At 68.3% G+C, this 20962-nt stretch carries 24 protein-coding genes and 1 riboswitch; of the genes, 14 read left to right on the forward strand and 10 right to left on the reverse strand.

Annotation, left to right across the window (positions count from 1 at the left end; all coding sequences use genetic code 11):
• Nucleotides 1-33: 33 nt before the first annotated feature.
• Both ACZ5XO_RS04240 and ACZ5XO_RS04245 read left to right on the forward strand, forming a co-directional pair.
• The gene (locus ACZ5XO_RS04240) at nucleotides 34-978 is read left to right on the forward strand and encodes a retropepsin-like aspartic protease (protein WP_464164072.1); all 945 of its coding nucleotides are present in this window, start codon (nucleotides 34-36) and stop codon (nucleotides 976-978) included.
• Nucleotides 979-1040: 62 nt separating this feature from the next.
• On the forward strand, nucleotides 1041-2351 hold the full coding sequence (locus ACZ5XO_RS04245; protein WP_464164073.1) for a DUF418 domain-containing protein: 1311 nt from the start codon (nucleotides 1041-1043) through the stop codon (nucleotides 2349-2351).
• Here ACZ5XO_RS04245 and ypfJ read toward each other — a convergent pair.
• The 3 genes from ypfJ to ACZ5XO_RS04260 all read right to left on the reverse strand — a co-directional run bounded on the left by ypfJ (nucleotide 2338) and on the right by ACZ5XO_RS04260 (nucleotide 4058).
• Nucleotides 2338-3189 carry a KPN_02809 family neutral zinc metallopeptidase gene (gene ypfJ, locus ACZ5XO_RS04250; protein ID WP_464164074.1) on the reverse strand — a complete coding sequence of 284 codons (852 nt, stop codon included), beginning with the start codon at nucleotides 3187-3189 and terminating at the stop codon, nucleotides 2338-2340. The two genes, ACZ5XO_RS04245 and ypfJ, sit on opposite strands and share 14 nt — an antisense overlap.
• Before the next feature lie 82 nt (nucleotides 3190-3271).
• A complete protein-coding gene (locus tag ACZ5XO_RS04255) occupies nucleotides 3272-3661 on the reverse strand; it encodes a hypothetical protein (protein WP_464164075.1) in 390 nt (129 codons plus the stop codon).
• Nucleotides 3662-3704: 43 nt separating this feature from the next.
• Nucleotides 3705-4058, reverse strand: coding sequence for a HesB/IscA family protein (locus ACZ5XO_RS04260; protein ID WP_464164853.1), 354 nt, complete (start codon nucleotides 4056-4058; stop codon nucleotides 3705-3707).
• Between the two features lie 103 nt (nucleotides 4059-4161).
• On the opposite strand from ACZ5XO_RS04260, the gene ACZ5XO_RS04265 reads away from it, so the two are divergent.
• The 10 genes from ACZ5XO_RS04265 to ACZ5XO_RS04310 all read left to right on the forward strand — a co-directional run bounded on the left by ACZ5XO_RS04265 (nucleotide 4162) and on the right by ACZ5XO_RS04310 (nucleotide 11702).
• Nucleotides 4162-5349, forward strand: a complete 1188-nt coding sequence (locus ACZ5XO_RS04265) for a deoxyguanosinetriphosphate triphosphohydrolase (protein WP_464164076.1) — start codon at nucleotides 4162-4164, stop codon at nucleotides 5347-5349.
• A gap of 79 nt (nucleotides 5350-5428) precedes the next feature.
• Entirely contained in the window at nucleotides 5429-6232 is an 804-nt protein-coding gene (locus tag ACZ5XO_RS04270) for an SPOR domain-containing protein (RefSeq protein ID WP_464164077.1), read from the forward strand.
• A 21-nt stretch (nucleotides 6233-6253) separates the two neighbouring features.
• Nucleotides 6254-7303: a beta-N-acetylhexosaminidase gene (gene nagZ, locus ACZ5XO_RS04275; RefSeq protein ID WP_464164079.1), complete on the forward strand. Its 1050-nt coding sequence runs from the start codon at nucleotides 6254-6256 to the stop codon at nucleotides 7301-7303.
• A 3-nt stretch (nucleotides 7304-7306) separates the two neighbouring features.
• Nucleotides 7307-8134, forward strand: a complete 828-nt coding sequence (locus ACZ5XO_RS04280) for a segregation and condensation protein A (protein WP_312781752.1) — start codon at nucleotides 7307-7309, stop codon at nucleotides 8132-8134.
• Complete coding sequence (gene scpB, locus ACZ5XO_RS04285) at nucleotides 8131-8796, forward strand: SMC-Scp complex subunit ScpB (protein ID WP_464164080.1); 666 nt, start codon at nucleotides 8131-8133, stop codon at nucleotides 8794-8796. The genes ACZ5XO_RS04280 and scpB overlap by 4 nt, the downstream gene beginning before the upstream one ends.
• Nucleotides 8797-9009: 213 nt before the next feature.
• Nucleotides 9010-9372: an AtpZ/AtpI family protein gene (locus ACZ5XO_RS04290; RefSeq protein ID WP_464164081.1), complete on the forward strand. Its 363-nt coding sequence runs from the start codon at nucleotides 9010-9012 to the stop codon at nucleotides 9370-9372.
• 50 nt (nucleotides 9373-9422) lie between these two features.
• Nucleotides 9423-10187, forward strand: a complete 765-nt coding sequence (locus ACZ5XO_RS04295; RefSeq protein WP_464164082.1) for a F0F1 ATP synthase subunit A — start codon at nucleotides 9423-9425, stop codon at nucleotides 10185-10187.
• A 57-nt stretch (nucleotides 10188-10244) separates the two neighbouring features.
• A complete protein-coding gene (locus ACZ5XO_RS04300; RefSeq protein WP_105562970.1) occupies nucleotides 10245-10469 on the forward strand; it encodes a F0F1 ATP synthase subunit C in 225 nt (74 codons plus the stop codon).
• 83 nt (nucleotides 10470-10552) lie between these two features.
• Nucleotides 10553-11185 carry a F0F1 ATP synthase subunit B family protein gene (locus ACZ5XO_RS04305; RefSeq protein WP_464164083.1) on the forward strand — a complete coding sequence of 211 codons (633 nt, stop codon included), beginning with the start codon at nucleotides 10553-10555 and terminating at the stop codon, nucleotides 11183-11185.
• Between the two features lies 1 nt (nucleotide 11186).
• Nucleotides 11187-11702, forward strand: a complete 516-nt coding sequence (locus tag ACZ5XO_RS04310) for a F0F1 ATP synthase subunit B (RefSeq protein ID WP_464164084.1) — start codon at nucleotides 11187-11189, stop codon at nucleotides 11700-11702.
• Nucleotides 11703-11778: 76 nt separating this feature from the next.
• On the opposite strand, the gene ACZ5XO_RS04315 is transcribed toward ACZ5XO_RS04310, so the two are convergent.
• The 6 genes from ACZ5XO_RS04315 to gcvT all read right to left on the reverse strand — a co-directional run bounded on the left by ACZ5XO_RS04315 (nucleotide 11779) and on the right by gcvT (nucleotide 17518).
• Entirely contained in the window at nucleotides 11779-12249 is a 471-nt protein-coding gene (locus ACZ5XO_RS04315) for a DUF6789 family protein (protein WP_207822902.1), read from the reverse strand.
• A 116-nt stretch (nucleotides 12250-12365) separates the two neighbouring features.
• The gene (locus tag ACZ5XO_RS04320) at nucleotides 12366-12779 is read right to left on the reverse strand and encodes a hypothetical protein (protein WP_464164086.1); all 414 of its coding nucleotides are present in this window, start codon (nucleotides 12777-12779) and stop codon (nucleotides 12366-12368) included.
• Nucleotides 12780-12960: 181 nt separating this feature from the next.
• On the reverse strand, nucleotides 12961-14541 hold the full coding sequence (gcvPB, locus tag ACZ5XO_RS04325; protein WP_464164087.1) for an aminomethyl-transferring glycine dehydrogenase subunit GcvPB: 1581 nt from the start codon (nucleotides 14539-14541) through the stop codon (nucleotides 12961-12963).
• A gap of 15 nt (nucleotides 14542-14556) precedes the next feature.
• Nucleotides 14557-15903 carry an aminomethyl-transferring glycine dehydrogenase subunit GcvPA gene (gcvPA, locus tag ACZ5XO_RS04330; RefSeq protein ID WP_464164088.1) on the reverse strand — a complete coding sequence of 449 codons (1347 nt, stop codon included), beginning with the start codon at nucleotides 15901-15903 and terminating at the stop codon, nucleotides 14557-14559.
• A 121-nt stretch (nucleotides 15904-16024) separates the two neighbouring features.
• Complete coding sequence (gene gcvH, locus ACZ5XO_RS04335) at nucleotides 16025-16390, reverse strand: glycine cleavage system protein GcvH (RefSeq protein WP_184271400.1); 366 nt, start codon at nucleotides 16388-16390, stop codon at nucleotides 16025-16027.
• 12 nt (nucleotides 16391-16402) lie between these two features.
• Complete coding sequence (gene gcvT, locus ACZ5XO_RS04340) at nucleotides 16403-17518, reverse strand: glycine cleavage system aminomethyltransferase GcvT (RefSeq protein WP_464164089.1); 1116 nt, start codon at nucleotides 17516-17518, stop codon at nucleotides 16403-16405.
• Between the two features lie 146 nt (nucleotides 17519-17664).
• Nucleotides 17665-17763: riboswitch (glycine riboswitch) on the reverse strand.
• Between the two features lie 112 nt (nucleotides 17764-17875).
• Between gcvT and ACZ5XO_RS04345 the strand changes: the two genes are divergently transcribed.
• Together ACZ5XO_RS04345 and pncA are read left to right on the forward strand one after the other, a co-directional pair.
• Nucleotides 17876-18844: a class 1 fructose-bisphosphatase gene (locus tag ACZ5XO_RS04345; protein ID WP_464164090.1), complete on the forward strand. Its 969-nt coding sequence runs from the start codon at nucleotides 17876-17878 to the stop codon at nucleotides 18842-18844.
• A gap of 3 nt (nucleotides 18845-18847) precedes the next feature.
• Nucleotides 18848-19480 carry a bifunctional nicotinamidase/pyrazinamidase gene (gene pncA / locus ACZ5XO_RS04350; protein ID WP_464164091.1) on the forward strand — a complete coding sequence of 211 codons (633 nt, stop codon included), beginning with the start codon at nucleotides 18848-18850 and terminating at the stop codon, nucleotides 19478-19480.
• 173 nt (nucleotides 19481-19653) lie between these two features.
• Here the strand turns inward: pncA and ACZ5XO_RS04355 are convergent, their stop codons facing one another.
• Nucleotides 19654-20955, reverse strand: a complete 1302-nt coding sequence (locus ACZ5XO_RS04355; protein ID WP_464164092.1) for a Y-family DNA polymerase — start codon at nucleotides 20953-20955, stop codon at nucleotides 19654-19656.
• Between the last annotated feature and the right edge of the window lie 7 nt (nucleotides 20956-20962).

Genomic DNA, 20962 nt, shown 5'->3' on the forward strand with positions numbered 1-20962 from the left:
CGCATCGCCGCCGTCCGGTCCATGTCAGAGACGATGAGACGCCGTTCCTTTCTGATCCGCGCGGGTGCGGCCGCAGCCGCTGTCGGCGGCGGCCTGTGGCTCAAGGACCATGTGATCTGGCGTCGGCCAAGGCTGGCCTTCGCCGACGGCGGGACCAGCGGCTGGCTGCCCTTCGTCGTCCATGACGCCGCCACGCCGACCGTGCGCGTGCGCATCGCCGGACGCGAGGTCACGGCCCTGATCGACAGCGGGGCCCAGTATTCGGTGATCGACAGGGCCCTGGTCGAAACCCTGGGGCTGACGACCTTTTTCGACATGCCCATGGTGGCCTACGGCGTGGGCGGCCAGCCGCAGGTGGGGCGCGGAGTGACGCTGGACATGAAGCTGGGGACGCTGGACGTCGGCGGTCTGCGCGCCGCCATCCTCGACCTGGGCCCCTTGGCCGAGGCGGCGGGACTGGGCGCGCCCCTGGTGCTGGGGCAGGACGTCCTGGGCGAGGCCGTGCTGGAACTGGACCTGAAGCGCCGCCGCGCCCGTCTGGTCGATCCCGAGAGCCATGTCGTTTCACCCGCCCTGCGGCCTGTTCCGGTCAAACGCAGCGGCACGGCTCTGACCGCCGAGGTCACGGTCGAGGGCGCGGTGGTTCGGGCCGTGGTGGACACGGGCTTTTCGTCCTTGATCGCGCTGAGTCAGGGCGCGGCGACGACGGCGGGTCTGCTGGATGGACGCGCCGAAAGCGCCGGGTCCAGCATAGTCCTGGGCGGGGTGGCCCGGGCGCGGGTGATCGAGGTGAAGACCGTCACATTCGGCGACGATCTCTGGCGCCGGGTTCAGACGCCGGTTTTCGCCGACTCGCCCCTGCCCAACTATCCCGACGCCCTGTTGGGCGTGGCGGCCTTCGAGGACCGCGAGGCGGTGCTGGACCTGGGGCGAGGGCGGCTGCACGTCTCGTCCCAGATGGATCTGACGATCGGCTGACTGGTAGGATATGTTACAATCTCGGGCTTTGCCGCCCGGATGATCGGCGCTAGGCGTGGAGCATGATTGATGCGCCCGCGCGCGCGCCCCTCGCGGCGCCCCAAAGGCTCGAGAGCCTGGACCTGCTGCGAGGGTTCGCCCTGTGCGGCATCCTGCTGGTCAACATCATTTCCATGGGCGGCATCTGGGAGGCCTATGTCCCGCAGACGGCGCCGAGTCTGGATAATCCGGACTGGGTCGCCTGGCTGGTCCAGCATGTCTTTCTGCAGGGCTCGATGCGCGGCCTGTTCACCCTGCTGTTCGGCGCGGGGATGCTGTTGATCACCCTGAGGGGCGATAGCGGCAAGGGCACGATCGAGGCGGCGGACGTCTACTTCCGGCGCTGCATGACCCTGCTGGTGCTGGGGATCGGCAATGTGACGATCCTGCTGTTTCCGGGGGATATTCTTTATGTCTACGGTCTGTCGGGCTTCTTCCTCTTCGCCTTCCGGGCGGCGCGGCCGCGCAGCCTGATCCTGGTCTCGGTGCTGCTGATCGCCGTGCTGACGGGGACGCAGGGCGCGAGCGCCTACAAACGGGCCGTCGAGACGCGCGAAGGCCGCGCCGTGGCCGAAAGTCATGTTCCTGTTGAACGCCTGAACCCCAAACAGCGTGAGACGCTGGACGCCTATCAGGCGGCGGTCGCGGCGCGCCAGCCGTCGCGCGAAGCCCGCGCCGAGCAGGCTGAGCTCCGCACCGGCGGGCCGGTCGGCCTGCTGAAGTGGAGCGTCCACACCTGGATCGACTACGCCGCCTCCAGCTACACCATCATCCTGGTCATGGAATGCGTGGCCTTCATGCTGCTGGGCATGGCCTTGTTCAAGCTGGGCGTGCTGACGGGCGCGCGTTCGCTGCGCTTTTATCTGCTGCTGGCGGCGGCGGGGTATGCGGTGGGGCTGGCCATCAACGGCGCCCAGGCGGCCGCCCTGTGGCGTAATGATTTCTCGCCCGAGCTGTGGCTGACGCGCGGCAGCTATGAACTGGGTCGGCTGGGCATGACCCTGGGCCACGTGGGTCTGATATTGACCCTGTGGAAGCTGAACGCCTTTGGCCTCGTCGGCACGGGGCTGAAGGCTATGGGGCGGATGGCGCTGAGCAGCTATCTGGCGCAATCGGCCATCACGTCCCTGCTCTTCTATGGCCTGCACCTGTGGGGGCGGTTCGACTGGTGGACCCTGTGGGGGATCGCCGCCGCAATCTGGGTGGTTCTGGCCATCGGCAGCCTGTTGTGGCTGCGCGTCTTCGCTTTCGGGCCGATGGAATGGGCGCTGCGGCTGGTGGCCTATGGCAAGGCGCCGCCGATCCGCCGCGCCCGAACCGTCACAGCCCCCTGAAGGTGTCGCAGGCCGCCGGGTCGCCGGTCTGATAGCCCCGCTGCAGCCACTCGACCCGCTGGGCCGAGGAGCCGTGGGTGAAGCTTTCGGGCGAGACGCGACCGCCGCCGCGGCGTTGCAGCGCATCGTCGCCGATGGCCTGGGCGGTCTTCATGCCTTCTTCCAGATCGCCAGGCTCCAGCGCCACCTGGCCGTTCGACACGGCGGCGGCGTTGCGGGCCCAGACGCCGGCGTAACAGTCGGCCTGGAGCTCCAGAGCGACGGAATATTTATTGCCCTCGGCCTGCGAGCGCGCCGCCTGCTGGGCGCGCTGCACCTGTTCGCTGGCGCCGGTCAGGGTCTGGACGTGGTGGCCGAACTCGTGGGCGATGACATAGGCCTTGGCGAAGTCGGCGCCCGAGGCCCCCAGCTTGGTCTCCATCTCGCGCCAGAAGCCGAGGTCGAGATAGACCTTCTGATCGGCGGGGCAGTAGAAGGGCCCCATAGCAGACTGGCCGAAGCCGCAGCCGGTCTGCGTGCCCTGTTCATAGAGGACGGTGGTCGGCGGCGTGTAGCCGCGCAGCTTGGTCTTCCAGACGTCGTTGATGTTGGTGCCGACAACCTCGACGAACTGGCCCGCCTGATCCTCGGGCGTGCCGGACTTGCCGGCCTGCTGGCCCTGACTGGCGCCGCCGAACTGGCTGGCGACCTGCTGGGTGGTGTTGGGGTCGATGCCGAAGACGAAATAGCCGATCGCGGCCAGCACCAAAATGCCGATGCCGCCGCCGGTCGCGACGCCGCCGCCCATGCCGCGCCGGTCTTCGATGCCGCCGCCGCGCCGTCCGCCCTGCCAACGCATGATGTCGTCTCCACCCTGAATTCTCGCCCGAAGCTAGGCGAAAACGCGGGGGGCAGGGAAGGGATGCAATTGTAACGGGCGGTCAGTCCGGGCGGCGGTCCAGCCAGGCGTCGATCTCGGTAGCGCCGCGCACCATCTCTTCGCGCCGGGCGGTCTGGGCCTCGCGGGCCCGCCGTTCTTCTTCGGGCGAGCGGACATAGGCGGTCGGCGGCGGTAGAGGCGGGGTCGGCTGGCGCGCGGCCTCAAGCTGCTGGATCGTCAACCGGGTCTGGAGCCGCTGCTGCCGGGCAAAGGCCTCGCGCTCTGCGGCCTGACCACGCAGCCGGTCCATCTCGATCCGGTGCTGGTCCGCGATGGCCGAGCCGGGGTCGTAGCCGGGCGGCGGCGGACCCGGCCAGCCGGGCCAGGTCTGGGCGTTCGCGGCCAAAGGCGCGGCGGCCATCAACAGGAACATGAAGATCAGGCGGCGCATGAAACCAAGATGGGCGCTCGTCCGCCCTGCGCCAAGCGTGGCCCTAGATGGCGAAACTGACGCCGCAGCCGCAACTGGACGACGCGTTGGGGTTGCGCACCACGAACTGCGCGCCGGCCAGTTCGTCGACGAAGGCGATCTCGGAGCCCTTGAGGAAGGGGATGGAGACCGGGTCGATCACCGCCGCCTGACCGTCGCGGCGGACGACCAGATCATCGGCCTCGGGCGCATCGACCAGTTCCAGCCGGTACTGGAAGCCCGAGCAGCCGCCGCCGTCGACGGCGACGCGCAGCATGACCGGCTTGCCCTCGACCTCGGCCAGTCTGGCCAGACGTTTCGCCGCGCTTTCGGCCAAGACGATGCCTTCCGGGGCGCGGGGGGAAACCGAAAGCGACAGGTCGCGGACTGATTCTGTGGATTGGACGGTGCTCACGGCTCTCTATATGAGGAGCTGACAGGCGTTCGCAAAGGCCTGTGTCGCAATAGAAGTGCTGTCCGCCTTGAGCCAGACCCGCGCGTCCTTCGCCGAAGACCCCGCCGCCAGCCGCGGCCGCCATGTTTTCGAGCCCGCCAGCCGCACTCGAACCCCCTTCGCCCGCGACCGCGACCGCATCATTCACGCTACGGCGTTTCGTCGTCTGAAAGAGAAGACCCAGGTCTTCGTGGCGCATGAGGGCGACCACTATCGCACCCGCCTGACCCACAGTCTGGAAGTGGCCCAGATCGCCCGATCGCTGGCTCACGCCCTGCGGCTGGACGACGATCTGGCCGAGACCATCGCCCTGGCCCACGACCTGGGCCACCCGCCCTTCGCCCATGCGGGCGAGGACGAACTGCAGGCCCAGATGGCCGACTACGGCGGCTTTGATCACAACGTCCAGAGCTTCCGCGTCATCACCGAGCTGGAAGTCCGTTACCCGAAATTCCCAGGCCTGAACCTCAGCTGGGAAACGGTCGAGGGCGTCATCAAGCACAACGGCCCGGTCCTGCATCACCTGGACGACCCGGCGTGGAAGACGGTGGCGGCCTATGCGCCCGGCGGTGCGGCGAACTGGGACCTGCGCCTCGACACCTTCGCCTCGCTGGAGGCCCAGTGCGCGGCCATCGCCGACGACATCGCCTACAACAACCACGACGTGGACGACGGGGTGCAGGCGGGCCTGTTCACCCTGGCCGATCTGGCCGAGGTGCCGCTGATCGGCCCGTGTCTGGCTGAGGTGCGCCGCGACTGGCCCGCGCTGGACGACCGTATGGTGCGGCTGGAAGCCGTGCGCCGCATGATCGGCATCATGGTCGACGATGTTCTGGCCGAAACCGAGCGGCGCCTCGCCGAGCACCGCATCGTCACCGTCGAGGACGTGCGTCTGGCCCCGCAGATGATGGTGCAGTTCTCGCCCGGCATGATGGCCGACCTGGGCGTGCTGCGCCGCTTCCTGTTCGAACGGATGTATCGCCACTACCGGGTCAACCGCACCCGCAGCCAGGCGCGCCGCGTCCTGTCGCAGTTGTTCCACCTCTTCATGGAAGAGCCCGAGGTCATGCCCCCCGAATGGTCGGCCCCGGCGATGTCGGATGATCCGGTCAAGCGGGCGCGGGCGGTATGCGACTATATCGCCGGCATGACCGACCGCTACGCCATCGAGGTGCACGGCAAGCTGTTCAGCCTCGACCTGGCGCTTGATCTGTGATTCGAAAGCGGCCACGGGCGGGTTAGACTGATGCTTCCCGGCGCCGATTCGCGCTGGGCCGATCCAGAAAGCGCGACCCATGTCCTACGACGACGATCACCGAGGCAACCCCAACGCCGGCCGCGAGCGGGGAGCCTATACGCCGCCCACCGACGACGACCTGCCGTTCGAGCGTCGCAGCTATGATCCCCGTCGTGCGCCTGCCGCCAAGTCGCCGCCGATCACCCTGATCATCAGCGCCATCGTCCTGCTGCTGCTGATCGTGGCCGTGGTGGTCTTCTATCGCTCGGGCGTGCGCTCCTCGACCGACGCCCCGCCCGCCGTCGGCACGCCGGTTGAAAGCATGAAGGTCGAGGCGCCGCTGGACGCCCAGCCGATCGACCCGGAAGCTGGCGTGCGCGTCTATCGCGACGGCGGCGAGGCGGCGGACGCCGTTCCCACCTTCACGCCCGGACCGGAAGCCGTCGAGCCGCGCCCTGCGCCCCAGCCGCTGCCCGCCGCTCCGGTCGCCACCGGCGCCCTGCCGCCGGCCGCCCCGGCTGCGGTCGCGCCGACGCCTGTCGCTCCGGCCAAACCCGCCCCCGTGACCCCGGCCCCCGCGCCCAAGGCGACGCCTGCTCCGGCGTCCACCCCCGCCGCCGGCGGTTCGTCGGGCGTGCAGATCGGCGCCTTCTCCTCGACGGCCATCGCCGACCGCGAATACGCCGCCGTCGCCGCCCGCTTCGGCCAGTACGCCTCGGGCGCCGAAAAGCGCGTGCAGGAAGTCACCGCCGCCAACGGCTCGACCGTCTATCGCACCACCTTCACCGGCATGAGCCGCGAGCGCGCCGTCGCCTTCTGCAATGCGTTGAAGGCCGCAGGCCGCGACTGCATCGTCCGCTAGGACCGGCGGGAAAGACGACGCATGACCTCCGCCGCCATCTACGGCTGTTCCGGCCACAGGCTGACGGCGGAGGAGCGCGCCTTCTTCGCCGAGACCAGGCCCTGGGGCTTCATCCTGTTCCGCCGCAACGTGGACAGCCCCGCTCAGGTCAAGGCCCTGGTTGACGAACTGCGTGACAGCGTGGGCCGCGCCGACGCCCCGGTCCTGATCGATCAGGAAGGCGGCCGGGTGCAGCGCCTCGGCCCGCCGCACTGGCCCAAGTATCCGCCCGGCTCGGCCTATCTGAAGGCGGTCAATGATCCGATGGCGGCGCGCGAGCTGGTGCGCCTGGGCGCGCGTCTGATCGCGCATGACCTGCGCGAGTTGGGCATCACCGTGGACTGCGTGCCGGTGCTGGACGTGCCCGTGCCGGGCGCCCACGACATCATCGGCGACCGCGCCTATGCCCAGGACCCCGCCACCGTGACCCAACTGGGCCGAGCGGCGGCCGAGGGCCTGCTGGCGGGCGGCGTCCTGCCCATCATCAAGCATATCCCCGGCCACGGTCGCGCCTTTGCCGACAGCCACCACGACCTGCCGGTGGTCGAGACCGATCTGGCGACGCTGGACGCCTGGGACTTCGCCCCGTTCAAGGCCCTGTCGGACATGCCCATGGCCATGACGGCCCATGTCGTCTTCACCGCCGTCGACGCCAAGCGTCCGGCCACGACGTCGAAGAAGGGCATCCGCCTGATGCGCGAGCATCTGGGCTTCTCGGGCCTCATCATGTCCGACGACCTGTCGATGCAGGCCCTGACGGGAAGCCTGACCGAGCGCGCCGAGCAGTCGTTGAAGGCGGGCTGCGACGTCATCCTGCACTGCAACGGCGATCTCGGCGAAATGCGTCAGGTGGCCGAGGGGACCGGCAAGCTGAAGGGCGAGGCCAAACGCCGCGCCGAAGCCGCGTTGAACCGCATCGTCCACGCCGTCGAACCACTGGACGTGGCCGAGGCCCGCGCCCGGCTGGAGGCGGCCTTGTCAGGCCGTTTCGATGCGGCCAGGGGGCCGGACGTCGGCGAGGCGCAAGCTTAAATGATGGATCAGGCGTTCCAGCCCAATCTGGACTTCGCCGCCGTCGATGATGCTGACGCCGCAGAGGCCTTCGTCGTCGATCTGGAAGGCTATGAAGGTCCCCTGCACGTCCTGCTGGCCCTGGCGCGCACGCAGAAGGTGGACCTGCTGAAGCTGTCGATCACGAAGCTGGCGGAACAGTATCTGGCCTTCGTTCACGAGGCGCGACGGCGCAACTTCGCCATGGCGGCGGACTATCTCGTCATGGCGTCCTGGCTGGCCTATCTGAAGTCGCGTCTGCTGCTGCCCCGCAACGAAAAGGGCAAGGCCGAGGAGCCGCCGGCGGAAGAAATGGCCGCCGCTCTGGCGTTCCGCCTTCAAAAGCTGGAGGCCATGCGCCGCTCGGTCGAGGCCATCACCAGCCGTCCGCAGCTGAAGCGCGACGTCTTCACGCGCGGCGACCCGGAAGCCACCGTCATCATCCCGTCGGACCGCGTGGACGCCAGCCTCTATGAGCTGATGGCGGCCTATGTCGCCCAGCGTCGGCGCGAGCAGCGTCGCAACTATGCCCCCGGCCAACGCGTCGAGGCTTTCCAGCTGGAGGCCGCGCGCGACTGGCTGCGCTCCATGATGCCGCGTCTGGCCGACTGGACCCCGCTGGACCAGGTGGCGCCCGCGCGTGAGGACGAGGACGGAGAGGGGCCCAGCCAGGCCAGCTATACCGCCTCGACCCTCTCGGCCAGTCTGGAGCTGGTGAAGGAGGGGGCCATGGACGTGCGTCAGGCCGAGGCCTTCGCCGACCTCTTCCTGAAACGTCGCGGCTTCGGCCAACCGCTGGAGCTGACGCCGTGAGCCTGACCTTCACCCCTGACGACACCGAGATCGAACGCCGGGTCGAGGCCCTGCTGTTCGCCGCCGCCGCGCCTCTGTCGGCGGCCGAGATCGCGCGTCGTTTGCCGGAAGGCGTCGACACGGGCCGGGCCATCGCCGCTCTGCGCCAGCGCTATCAGGGCCGGGGCGTTGAACTGGAGTGCGTGGCCGACCGCTGGCGGTTCCGCACCGCCGCCGACCTCGGCTTCCTGATGACCGAGGAGCGCGAGGAACCGCGCCGCCTGTCCAAGGCCGCGCTCGAGACCCTGGCCATCATCGCCTATCACCAGCCCTGCACCCGCGCCGAAATCGAGAGCGTACGCGGCGTCTCCCTGTCCAAGGGGACGCTGGACCTGTTGCTGGAGATGGACTTCGTTCGGCTGCGCGGGCGTCGCCGCACGCCGGGGCGGCCCGTCACCTACGCCACGACCGACCGCTTCCTGGAGCATTTCAGCCTGGCCAGCCTCTATGACCTGCCCGGCGTGCAGGAGATGAAGGCGGCCGGCCTGCTGGACCTGTCGATCCCGGTAGGCTTCGAAGTGCCCGATCCGACTCGGAGCGGCGATGCGGAAGGCGAGGACCTGCTGACCGGTCTGGACGAGGGATCGCCCGAGTTCGCCCAGGATTTCGTCAGCGAGGACTAGATTTTCTTCGCCTGCGACGCCGTGGCGCGGACGCAAGCGGGCCCGCGGCAGCGACGCATCGCCACGCTCACGCTGGAGCGGGAAAGAAGGTGATACATTCCAAGGCCTTGCGACGCTTCTTCCGCGCCTTGACCTTCGGCCCCCTCGGCTATAGGTTCCGCGCCGAATTCAGACCTGCCTCGGCCTCCCGCCGGGGCGCTGAGCGCACAGGCCATGTCCCCAACGATGGAATCGCGCGAAGAGGCGATCAAACGCCTCAACGAGCAGGCCGATGCGCTTAAAGCCCGGGCCGTGCCGACGCCTCCCGACTATGGGGCGAACGCAGCGGGCTACGGCTATCGCCTGATGGGCGAGATGATCGCCGGCCTGGCTGTCGGTCTGGGGCTTGGGTGGGGTTTCGATCTTCTGGTCGGGACCATGCCCTGGGGAATTATCGCCGGAACCCTGATCGGTTTCGGCATGTCGATCTGGCTGGCGCTTCGTTCGGCCCGAAAGATGAGTGCGATCGCGTTGAAGGAAATGGGGCCTCCCCAGGATCTTCCCGACGACGAGGTCGAGGACGAGCGGAATTTCTGACCAAACCGTCGTACGGCGGTTTGGCCTTTTGACTTAGGAGACCGGGCGGCATGGCCGATCCGATGCACCAGTTCCAGATCGCTCCGGTGATCGAGCTTCCGACGGTCGAGCTGCCGCTGGTCGGCGCTGTGAACCTGTCGATCACCAACTCGGTGCTGGCCATGATGGTCGCCGCCGTGCTGATCACCCTGTTCTTCACCGCTGTGACGGCCAAGCCCAAGCTGGTGCCGGGGCGGTTGCAGGTGGTGGGCGAGGGGGCTTTCGCCTTCATCGACGACCTGGCCACCTCGATCATGGGTGAGCAGGGCCGCGCCTTCTTCCCCTTCATCCTGACGCTGTTCGTCTTCATCTTGGCGCTGAACCTGCTGGGCATGTTCACCGTCTTCACCGCCACCTCGCAGGTCGCCGTCACCGGCACCTTCGCCGCCCTGACCATCCTGCTGGTCATCGGCGTGGGCTTCGCCAAGAACGGCATCGGCTTCTTCAAGCTGTTCGCCCCCTCGGGCGTGCCGTGGTACCTGCTGCTCCTGGTGACGCCGATCGAGTTCATCTCCTTCCTGCTGCGTCCCGTGTCGCTGGCCCTGCGTCTGTTCGGCAACATGCTGGGCGGTCACGTGGCGATGAAGGTCTTCGCCGGCTTCGTGGTTTCGCTGGGCGCCTTCGGCCTGGTCGGCATTCCCGGCGCGGTTCTGGCCATGGGCGGCGTGGTCGCCATCACGGCCCTGGAGTTCCTCGTCGCCTTCCTTCAAGCCTTCGTTTTCGCCGTTCTGACCACGGTCTATCTGAACGACGTCGTGCATCTGGATCAGCACTAAAGCTGGCCCAGCCCGCCAACCCCTTCTTTCAAACCATCCCAACCAGGAACTACTCTCATGGAAGCTGAAGCAGCAAAATACATCGGCGCTGGTCTCGCCACCCTCGGCATGATCGGTTCGGCCCTCGGCGTCGGCCTGATCTTCTCGGGCTTCCTGCAAGGCGCCACGCGCAACCCTTCGGCTGCTCCCGGCCAGTTCACCAACCTGATCCTGGGCGCCGCCCTGGCTGAAGCACTGGGCATCTTCGCCTTCGTGATCGGCCTGCTCTGCCTGTTCGCCTAAGTCGAACTGAATATCTGGGCGGCGGCGCGGTCTCGACGACCGTTCCGCCGCTCGCGTCTTTCTGAGATCACCGGATAGAGCCCATGGCCGCCCCTATCGCGAGCGCCGTCTCGCAAGACCCGACCCAGCCTGCGCCGACCGTCGCCGTCCAGAACGGTGAGATCGCGCCCGTGGCCGCCGCCGAGGCGACCCATCAGGCCGAAGTCGCCCATGGCGACGCCCATGCTTCCGGCGGTCTGCCGCAGCTGGAGATGCAGCACTGGGCTGGTCAGATCGTCTGGCTGCTGCTGATCTTCGTCGTTCTCTACATTCTGCTGTCGAAGGTCTTCCTGCCTCGCCTGCGCGCTGTTCGTGACGAACGCGCCGGGACGATCGCGGGCGCCGTCGACGCCGCCCGTCAGGTTCAGGCCGAGGCCGCCACGCAGGCTGACGCCGCCAAGGCCGAGGTCGCCAAGGCCCGCGCCGACGCTCGCGCCACCGCCGCCGCCGCCAAGGCTCGCGTGACCGAAGAGGCCAACGCGCGTCAGGCCGCCGAGGAAGCCGTGGTCAACGCCCGAATCGCCGAGGCCGAAGCCGCCATCGGTCAGACCCGTGACGCCGCCATGGCCAATGTCTCGACCATCGCCTCCGACACCGCCCGCGCCATGGTCGAGCGTCTGACCGGCAAGGCCGCCACGGCCGCCGAAGCCGACGCCGCCGTCAAGGGAGCCGCCTGATATGCCCGCCTTCTTCCATCCCGAGTTCTGGAGCCTGTCGAACGCAGAGTTCTGGGTCGCCGTCGGTCTGGTGATCTTCCTGGGCATCCTGGTTCTGGCCAAGGTGCCGGGCGCCATGGCCCAGGCTCTGGACGCCCAGGGCGCCAAGATCCAGTCGGAACTGGACGAGGCCGCCCGTCTGCGCGCCGAAGCCGAAGCCATGCTGGCCCAGATCCGTCAGGAGAAGGCCGAGGCCGAAGCCCAGGCCGCAGAAATGCTGGCCGCCGCCGAAGCCGATGCTCGCCGTCTGGAAGCTGAAGCCAAGGCCAAGCTGGAAGAGAGCCTGGCTCGTCGTCAGGCCCTGGCCGAGCGTCGCATCGCCCAGGCTGAGGCCCAGGCCACGACCGAGGTCAAGGCTGTGGCCGCCGACCTGGCCGCCAAGGCGGCTCAGGACATCCTGACCGCCCGTCTGGCCGCCGCCAAGTCGGACCCGCTGATCGACGCCGCCATCAAGCAGATCGGCGACAAGCTGAACTGATCACGGTTTCAGCGACAAGCACATCAGGCCCCGCCGGCGACGGCGGGGCCTTTTGCGTTTCAGGGGCGCCGGGCCGCTAGTGGGCGGGCGCACCGTGGATGAAGCCGCCGGCGCGTTTCTCGCGGGCCAGAAGCCGGGCGAAGACATTGCCCATCACCCCGCCGAAGATCATGTGGGTGATCAGCATCCAGGCGAAGGTGCCGAAGCCGGCGCTGCCCGAGAAGGTGCGCGGGTCGCCCATCATGCTGATGATCAGCATCATCGCCACCCAGGCCGCCACAGCGAACAGGATGCCCTTGGTTTCGGGCGTATTGGTCGGCAGGCGGGGGTAGATGAAGGCGAACAGCGGCCCCATGATCAGGGAGCCGATGACGAAGTGGATCGCCCATCCCGCCACCAGATTGTCCCCGAGTTGGAACATGCGGGCGACGATTTCGGGGAACGGGTCGAAGACCTTGGCGAACAAGAGGTTCGCCGCCTCAAGAATGGAAACCGCGACGGTCGCAATGAAGCCGGCGGCGATTCCCTGTTTTACGCGTGACATCATGAGAAAAGCGCCTCCCAACGCCATCTGCTTTTGACTACGCGAGGGAAGCATACGCCGTTCGGCGCGAACGCGAGCGTCGCGCCTTTCACATTACCGTGTGCGACGAAGCGTGGCGGTTAGCGGAAGGCGCGGCGCAGGATGCGGCGGGCGCGCTTGCGGACCCGGATCAGCTGGCGCGAGGGGCGCTTGCGCAGCACGACTTTTTCGGCGCGCAGGGCCTGCTGCCAGAAGACGGGGGCGATCTCGGGCTTCTTTCGCATCAGGCGACGGAAGGGATAGACCCACTTGGGCCGGGCGTGCTGGGCGCGAATGAACTGGCGCTTGGCCCACCAGGAGCTGCGCAGGACCAGGACCAGTCCCAGGGCGATGACCGGGATGCCGCCCGGGCCGGGCAGGGGGGCGATCAGGACGCCCAGGCCGATGATCAGGAAGCCCAGGGCCATCATGCCTAGGCGCTTCGCACGACGCAGCAGTCCGGGCCTCGAACGAGGCCGGCTGTCGGCGCGGAAGGGGATCAGGGCGAGGGTCACGGGCGTCACGGTCGGGGGGAGGGAAAGCGACGGCCTTGGGAGAAAGCTGTCAGCCTATCCTAGACACGGACGACAAGGCCGAACCGTGGCGCGCCCATGAAGCTTTCGTAAGAGGCTTCTGAAATGCAAAACGCCGTGTCCCGAAAGACACGGCGCTTCACTTCAGGTCGGGTTCGCAGCCTTACTCGGCGGCGATGTTGGAGCCTTCCGGGGCCGACCAGCGCAGGCGCGGCGAACGCGCGGCGCGGGTCTCGTCCAGACGCCGCAGGGGCGCATGGAAGGGCGCGCCCTTGAAGCGTTCGACCTCACCGGCCTTGGCGGCTTCGGCCAGCAGACGCATGGCGTGGATGAAGCGATCCAGCTCGGCCTTGGACTCGGTCTCCGTCGGCTCGATCAGCATGGCCCCGTGGACGACCAGCGGGAAGTACATGGTCATCGGGTGGAAGCCCTCGTCGATCATCGCCTTGGCGAAGTCGAGCGTGGTGATGTCCGTGCCCTTCAGCCATTCGTCGTCGAACAGGGCTTCGTGCATGCAGGAGCCTTCCGGGAAGGCCGGGCTCATCAGGTCCTCGAGGCGGGCCTTGATGTAGTTGGCGTTCAGGACGGCGTCCTCGGCCACCTGACGCAGACCGTCGGAGCCGTGGCTCATCATGTAGGACAGGGCGCGCACATACATGCCCATCTGGCCCTGGAAGGCGCACAGACGGCCAAAGGCCTGCGCGGCCTCGTCTTCCTCACGCTCGACCAGTTTGTAGCCGTCGCCCGTGTTCACGACCCAAGGGGCGGGAGCGAACGGGGCCAGGGCCTCCGACAGCACGACCGGACCCGCGCCCGGCCCGCCGCCGCCGTGCGGCGTCGAGAAGGTCTTGTGCAGGTTGATGTGCATGGCGTCGACGCCCAGGTCGCCCGGGCGCACCCGGCCGACGATGGCGTTGAAGTTGGCGCCGTCGCAGTAGAAGTAGGCGCCCGCTTCGTGGGTCAGGCGGCTGATCTCCAGGATGTCGCGCTCGAACAGGCCGCAGGTGTTCGGGTTGGTGACCATGATGGCCGCCACGTCCGGGCCCAGCTTGGCGGCCAGATCGGCCACGTCCACGCGACCGTCGTCGGTCTGGGCGACCTCGACGACCGAATAGCCGACGAAGGCGGCCGTGGCCGGGTTGGTGCCGTGGGCTGAGGTCGGGACCAGCACCTTGCGGCGCTGCTCATGCTCGCCCTTGGCTTCGTGGGCGGCGCGGATGGCCATCAGGCCGCACAGTTCACCGTGGGCGCCGGCCTTGGGCGACAGGGCCACAGCGGGCATGCCCGTCAGCGTCGTCAGCCAGTGGGCCAGTTGGTCCATCAGCTCCAGCGCGCCCTGAACCGTCGACTGCGGTTGCAGCGGGTGGATGTCCGAGAAGCCGGGCAGACGCGCCATCTTCTCGTTCAGGCGCGGGTTGTGCTTCATCGTGCACGAACCCAGCGGATAGATGGCCAGATCGATGGCGTGGTTCTTCTGGCTCAGACGCACATAGTGGCGCATGGCCTCGGGCTCCGACAGGCCGGGCAGGCCGATCGGGTCCTTGCGGACCAGGTCGCCCAGGTCCGAGCCGTCGGTGGCGGGCTTGGGCAGGTCGACGCCGGTCTTGTTCCAGCCGTGGCCTTCGAAGATCAGGGCTTCGTCCTGCAGCAGGCCGCGCGCGCCCGTCAGGGTCGGGTGCTTGTAGTCGTTGTCCGGCAGGGCGTTCGGGGTGGTCGGACGGCCGACAGTGTTCATCGTGCTCATGGTTCCAAACTCCCTTTAGGCGGCCAGGACCTTGGCGAGCGCACCCGCCAGGATCTTGATGTCGGCGTCCAGCGTGGTCTCGGTCGCGGCGACCAGCAGGACGTCGTCGAGACCGGCTTCCGGGGCCAGACGGCTGTAGGGCACGCCGGCCAGGATGCCGTTGTCGGCCAGGGTCTGCACCACGTCAGCGGCGTTCTTCGGCAGCTTGACCGCGAACTCGTTGAAGAAGCGCGGGGTCAGGACCTCGACGCCCGGAATGGCGGCCAGGGCGTCGCGCGTGGCCAGCGCCTTCTCGTGGTTGAGCAGGGCCATCTGGCGCAGGCCGGTCTCGCCCAGCAGGCTCATGTGGATGGTGAAGGCCAGGCAGCAGAGGCCCGAGTTGGTGCAGATGTTCGACGTGGCCTTGTCGCGGCGGATGTGCTGCTCGCGCGTGGACAGGGTCAGGACGAAGCCGCGGCGGCCGTCGGCGTCGACGGTTTCACCGCAGTAGCGGCCGGGCGTCTGGCGCAGCAGCTTCTCGCGGGTGGCGAACAGGCCGATGTAGGGACCGCCGAAGTTCAGGGCGTTGCCGATTGACTGGCCCTCGGCCGCGACGATGTCGGCGCCCATTTCGCCGGGCGACTTCAGCAGGCCCATCGACACGGCTTCGGTCACGACGACGATCAGCAGGGCGCCGGCGGCGTGAGCGGCCTCGGCGATCTTGGTCACGTCGGTGGCGGTGCCGAAGACGTTCGGGGTCTGGACGACGACGCAGGCCGTGTCTTTGTCGATGGCGGCGATGACGGCGTCTTCGGCGTCAACGGCGGCGGTCAGGGCCTGGGTTTCGACGCCGACAGCGTGAACCACGGTCTCGGTCGCCTTGACGTAGTGGGGATGCACGCCGCCCGAGATGACGGCCTTGTTGCGGCGGGTCACGCGGGTGGCCATCAGCACGCCCTCGGCCATGGCGGTCGAGCCGTCATAGAGCGAGGCGTTGGCGACTTCCATGCCGGTCAGGTTCGCGACCTGGGTCTGGAACTCGTACAGGTACTGCAGCGTGCCCTGGGCGATTTCCGGCTGATAGGGGGTGTAGCTGGTCAGGAACTCCGACCGCTGGATCACGTGGTCGACCGTGGCCGGGACGTGGTGCTTGTAGGCGCCGGCACCGCAGAAGAAGGGCACGGTTCCCGCCGTGGCGTTCTTGCCCGCCATAGCCGAGAGGGCGCGTTCGACCTCCAGCTCGCCCGCCACGCGGGGCAGGTCGACAAAGCCGTCGCGGCGCGCGGCCTGCGGCACGTCGATGAACAGGTCGTCGATGGATTTCGCGCCGATGGCGGCCAGCATGGCCTCACGGTCGTCGGGCGTCAGGGGGAGGTAGCGCATTACAGGTCCTCGGCGGCATCCCGGAGGTCGCGGGACGCGACGCTCCGGGAGCGCTTCAAGCGGCGGGGAATCCGGCGATCCCGGATCGGCGCGCCGCGCCGTCCGGGGACGACGGCGGGTCTTAGAGGGTGGTCAGGTAGGCGTCGTAGGCGGCCTGATCCATCAGGGCTTCGACGGCCGAGGCGTCGGAGACCTTGATCTTGGCGAACCAGCCTTCGCCTTCCGGGTCGGCGTTGACGGTTTCCGGGGCCGAGGCCAGGGCGGCGTTGCCCTCGACCACTTCGCCGGCGACGGGGGCGTAGACGTCCGAGGCGGCCTTGACCGATTCAACGACGGCGAAGCTGTCGCCGACCGAGACGGTCTTGCCGGCTTCCGGCGTCTCGACGAACACCACGTCGCCCAGGGCGTCAGCAGCGTGCTTGGAAATGCCGACGGTGGCGACGTCGCCCTCGAGGCGAACCCACTCGTGATCTTTGGTGAAGCGCATGTGTCTGATCTCTCAGGCTTTGGGTTTGCGATAATAGCGGGTGGCCACGAAGGGTGTGGCGACGACTTCGGCGGCGGCGGGTTTGCCGCGCACGATGACTTTCAGGTCCGAGCCCAGTGCGGCGAAGGCCGGCGGGACGTAGCCCATGGCGATGTTGTGCCCCAGGGTCGGCGAGGGGCCGCCCGAGGTGATCTTGCCGATGAGATTGCCGTCCATGTCCGCGATCTCGGCGCCTTCACGGGCCGGGGCGCCTTCCTTGACGTGCAGGCCGATGCGGACGCGCGCCGGGCCCTCGGCCAGTTCCTTCAGGATGCGTTCGGCGCCGTTGAAGTCGGCGGCTTCCTTGCGCGACTTGGACAGGGCGAAGGTCAGGGCGCCCTCGACCGGGCTGGTCGTGGCGTCGATGTCGTGGCCGTGCAGCGGCAGGCCGGCTTCGAGGCGCAGGGAGTCGCGGGCGCCCAGACCGATCGGCTTCACGCGGGCGTCTTCCAGAATCGTATTCCAGATGCGCTCGGCGTCGGCGTTCGGCACCGAAATCTCATAGCCGTCCTCGCCCGTGTAGCCCGAGCGCGAGACGTAGCAGTCGACGCCGAACAGCATCAGACGCGCCGAATCCATGAAGCCCATCTCGGCCAGGGCGGGTTCGTGCTTGACCATGACCTCGACGGCTTCCGGCCCCTGGATGGCCAGCAGGGCGCGGTCGTCCAGGATGGTCAGCTTGGCGTCGCCGGCCAGGTTGGCGTTCAGGAAGGCGAAGTCGGCGTCCTTGTTGCCGGCGTTGACCACGACATAGAGGCCGTCATGGTCGGGCTTGCCCGCCATCAGATCGTCCATGATGCCGCCCTCGGCGTTCAGCAGCAGGGAATACTTCTGTTTGCCGTCCTTCAGGATCTGATAGTCGCCCGGCACGAAGCGCTGGAACTGTGCAATGGCGTCGTCGCCGGTGATGCGGGCCTGACCCATGTGCGAGACGTCGAACAGGCCGGCGTGCTCGCGGGTCCAGCGGTGCTCGGCCAGAACGCCTTCGTACTGGACCGGCATGTCATAGCCGCCGAAGCCGACCATGCGGGCGCCGAGCGCGCGGTGCGCAGCGTTGAGGGGGGTGGTCTTCAGGGCCTGGTCGCTCATCGAGCATCCTCCGGTCGCGGGTTGCGGCGATAGCTTCGCCGTCGTCGCGCCCCCGCTGTCCTGAAGCCTGAGAGATTCCGACCGTCGCCCGGGGGACGAACAGCCTTGCTCCGTCGGCGCGCCTTACGGCGACTTTCCAGCGTCCGTGCGCCTTCGCGGTCCTTTTGCCTGAGCGTTTCCGGGGCGGTTGCGCCTTCGGCCCCGACGGCCGCTGCGCGACCGCCGATCTCTCCCGCGAGAGCGTGTGACCTAAGGCCCCGACTCCGGGCCGAAGTCAAGCGGCGCCGGGCTTGCCGCGAGCGATACGACAGGCCATGAGGGGCGCGAACTCCTCTCGTGACAGGATTGAAGGCCGCCATGACCGCCCGCACCGACCTCGCCGCCCATCTGGCCTCCCTCGATCTGCCTCAAGGCCTGGCCCAGACCCTGACGGTCGCCGCCGCCGCCTGCGTCGAGATCCGCAAGATCGTGTCCGGCGGGGCCCTGGTCGGCGCATTGGGCGCATCCGGCGCCGTCAACGTGCAGGACGAGGAGCAGAAGAAGCTCGACGTCATCTCCAACGACGTCCTGACCGACCGGCTGCTGGCCTGCCCGGCCGTGGCGGGCGTGGCGTCGGAAGAAATGGACACGGTTCAGCCCGCGACCAACCCGGCGGGCGAATACCTGGTCCTGTTCGACCCGCTGGACGGCTCGTCCAACATCGACATCAACGCCCCCGTCGGCACCATCGTCTCGGTGCTGAAGTCGCCGTCGGCCACGCCGGTCGAGGCCGACTTCCTGCAACAGGGCCGCCAGCAGGTCGCGGCCCTCTATGCCGTCTATGGCGGCCAGACCATGCTGGTGCTGACCACGGGCAAGGGCGTGGCGGGCTTCACCCTGTCGCACGACGGCCAGTGGCTGATGACGCATGAGCGGATCACGGTCCCCGCCGACACGAAGGAGTTCGCCATCAACATGTCGAACCGGCGCCACTGGGCCGAGAGCGTCCAGCGCTACATCGACGGTTGCCTGGCGGGCGCTGACGGCCCGCGCGGCAAGAATTTCAACATGCGCTGGGTCGCCGCCATGGTGGCCGACGTCCACCGCATCCTGATGCGCGGCGGGGTCTTCCTCTATCCGTGGGACAAGCGCGAGCCGAACAAGCCGGGCAAGCTACGTCTCATGTACGAGGGCAACCCCATGGCCTTCCTGATCGAACAGGCGGGCGGCAAGGCGACCACGGACGGCGTTCAGGCCATTCTGGACGTGGCTCCGAGCGAACTGCACCAGCGTATCCCGGTGGCGCTCGGCTCGGCCAGCGAGGTCGATCAGATCGCGGCGGCCTGAGCCATGAAGATCACCGCTTCAGACGCCCTTCTGGTCATCGACGCCCAGAACGACTTCTGCGAGGGCGGCGCCCTGGCGGTTCAGGGCGGGGCGGGCATCATGCCCCTGATCAACCGCCTGGCCGAACGCTTCGACACGGTGATCGCCACCCAGGACTGGCATACGCCGGATCAGATCAGCTTCGCCTCCAACCACGAGGGCGCGGCGCCCTTCACGCAGATCGAGGTCGCCTACGGCCGCCAGATGCTGTGGCCGGATCATTGCCTGCAAGGCACGCACGGCGCGGCCTTCCACCCCGAGGTCGCCCCCGCCGTGACCAAGGCGCTGGCCGTGGTTCGCAAGGGCTACAATCCGGCGCTCGACAGCTATTCCGGCTTCTATGAGAACGACCACAGGACGGCGACGGGCCTGGCAGGTCTGTTGCGCGACCGGGGCGTGAAGCGGGTTTTCCTGTGCGGCCTGGCCTATGACTATTGCGTCCGCTTCACCGCCGAGGACGCGGTGAACGAGGGCTTTGAGACCGTGGTCATCGAGGACGCCTGCCGCGCCATCGCCCCGGACACGGCGGCGGCGGCCAAGGCCAGCTTCGCCGCGCTGAAGGTGGCGGAGATCGCAGCCGCCTCGCTGATCGGCTGACGCTCTTTTTCTTTCGTCATCCTCCGGCAAGCCGCGCAGCGGCGCAGACCGGGGGACCCAGCGGCGCCGAAGGCGATCCTTGCAATGTAAGCGGCGTGTGGCTGCTTCGCGCTCACGCGCGCCGCTGGGTCCCCCGGTCTCGCTCCGCTCGCCGGAGGATGACGAAAGGGAGCTCACTCATAGAAATCCGCCTCGTCGGGGATGCGGGTGAAGGCGATCTTGGCGCCGATGTAGTCGGGCAGGCCCGCCTTGGGGCCGATGCTGACCGTGTCCTTGCCATAGCGTTTGTTCAGCGCATCCAGCGCCTGCGACAGGCGCAAGGAGGGCGCATCGCCGCCCTGATCCGGGCCGATGTCGAACAGGTCGGCTTCAAAGGCGTCGCGCGCCTTCAGGCCGTGAACGCCCACGCCGACATAGCTCAACCGCCCGGCCTCCAGCTCCGGCTCGACCCGGCGCCACAGGTGGTCCAGCGCGGCCAGCAGGGCGAAGGTGTCCTGCGTCGGGGCGACGGCGCGGTTCAGGCCCGTCGTGTCCCAGCCGCGTCTGGCGCCCTTCGGCCCCATGTCGAGATGCAGGCTGATGCCTGAACCCGTCAGCCCCATCCGCCGCAGCCGCGCGCCGCACTTGACCATCAGCCGTCGCGCCACCGCCCGCGCCTTGTCCGGGGTGCGCATGGCCTGGGCCAACACATGGCTGTGGCTGATGGAGGCGGGCGGCTTGACCGGGGTCGGTTCGCTGTCGAGACCGTGCAGGCCGCGCCAGATGCGCTCGCCCTCGATGCTGTTCCAGATCGCGCGCGCCTCCTTTGCGGTCATGTTCCACAGGCCCGCCGTGTCCGTGACGCCCGCCGCCGCCAGTCGCTCGCGCATCCGCGAGCCGACGCCCGGATACTGCGACAGCGGCAGATGCAGGATGGCGCCGGGCAGTTCATGGGCGCGCAGGATGGTCAGTCCGGCGGGTTTCTTCATGCCGCAGGCCGTCTTGGCCAGAAACCGCGACGGCGCCAGGCCGACGGAGGACCGCAGGCATTCGCCCACATTCTCCATGATCCCCGCCTGAATGCGTCGGGCCAGGGCGACGGCGTTCGCCTCGCGCCGCTCCGGCCCGATCAACTGGCACGAGCATTCGTCGATGGAGCCGACCTTCCACACAGGCACATGGCGATCGATCTCCGCCATGATCTGCTTGTGGACCTCGACATAGAGGTCGGGGCGCGCCTCGGCGACGATCAGGCCGGGACACAGACGGCGCGCCTCGGCCACCTGCATCCCGGTGCGGACGCCGAAGGCCTTGCTCTCATAGCTGGCGGCGATAGCGCCGGTGTATTCGCTGATCGCGGGACGAACGATGACCGGCTTGCCGCGCCAGTCGGGGTTCTGTTGCTGCTCCACACTGGCGAAGAAGGCGTTCAGGTCGACGAACAGCCAGCGCAGGCCTGCGGCGTCATCATCGGGCTGTCGGCCGGGGCGCTCCATAATGCGA

This window comes from Brevundimonas sp. T2-11 (genome assembly GCF_055397675.1).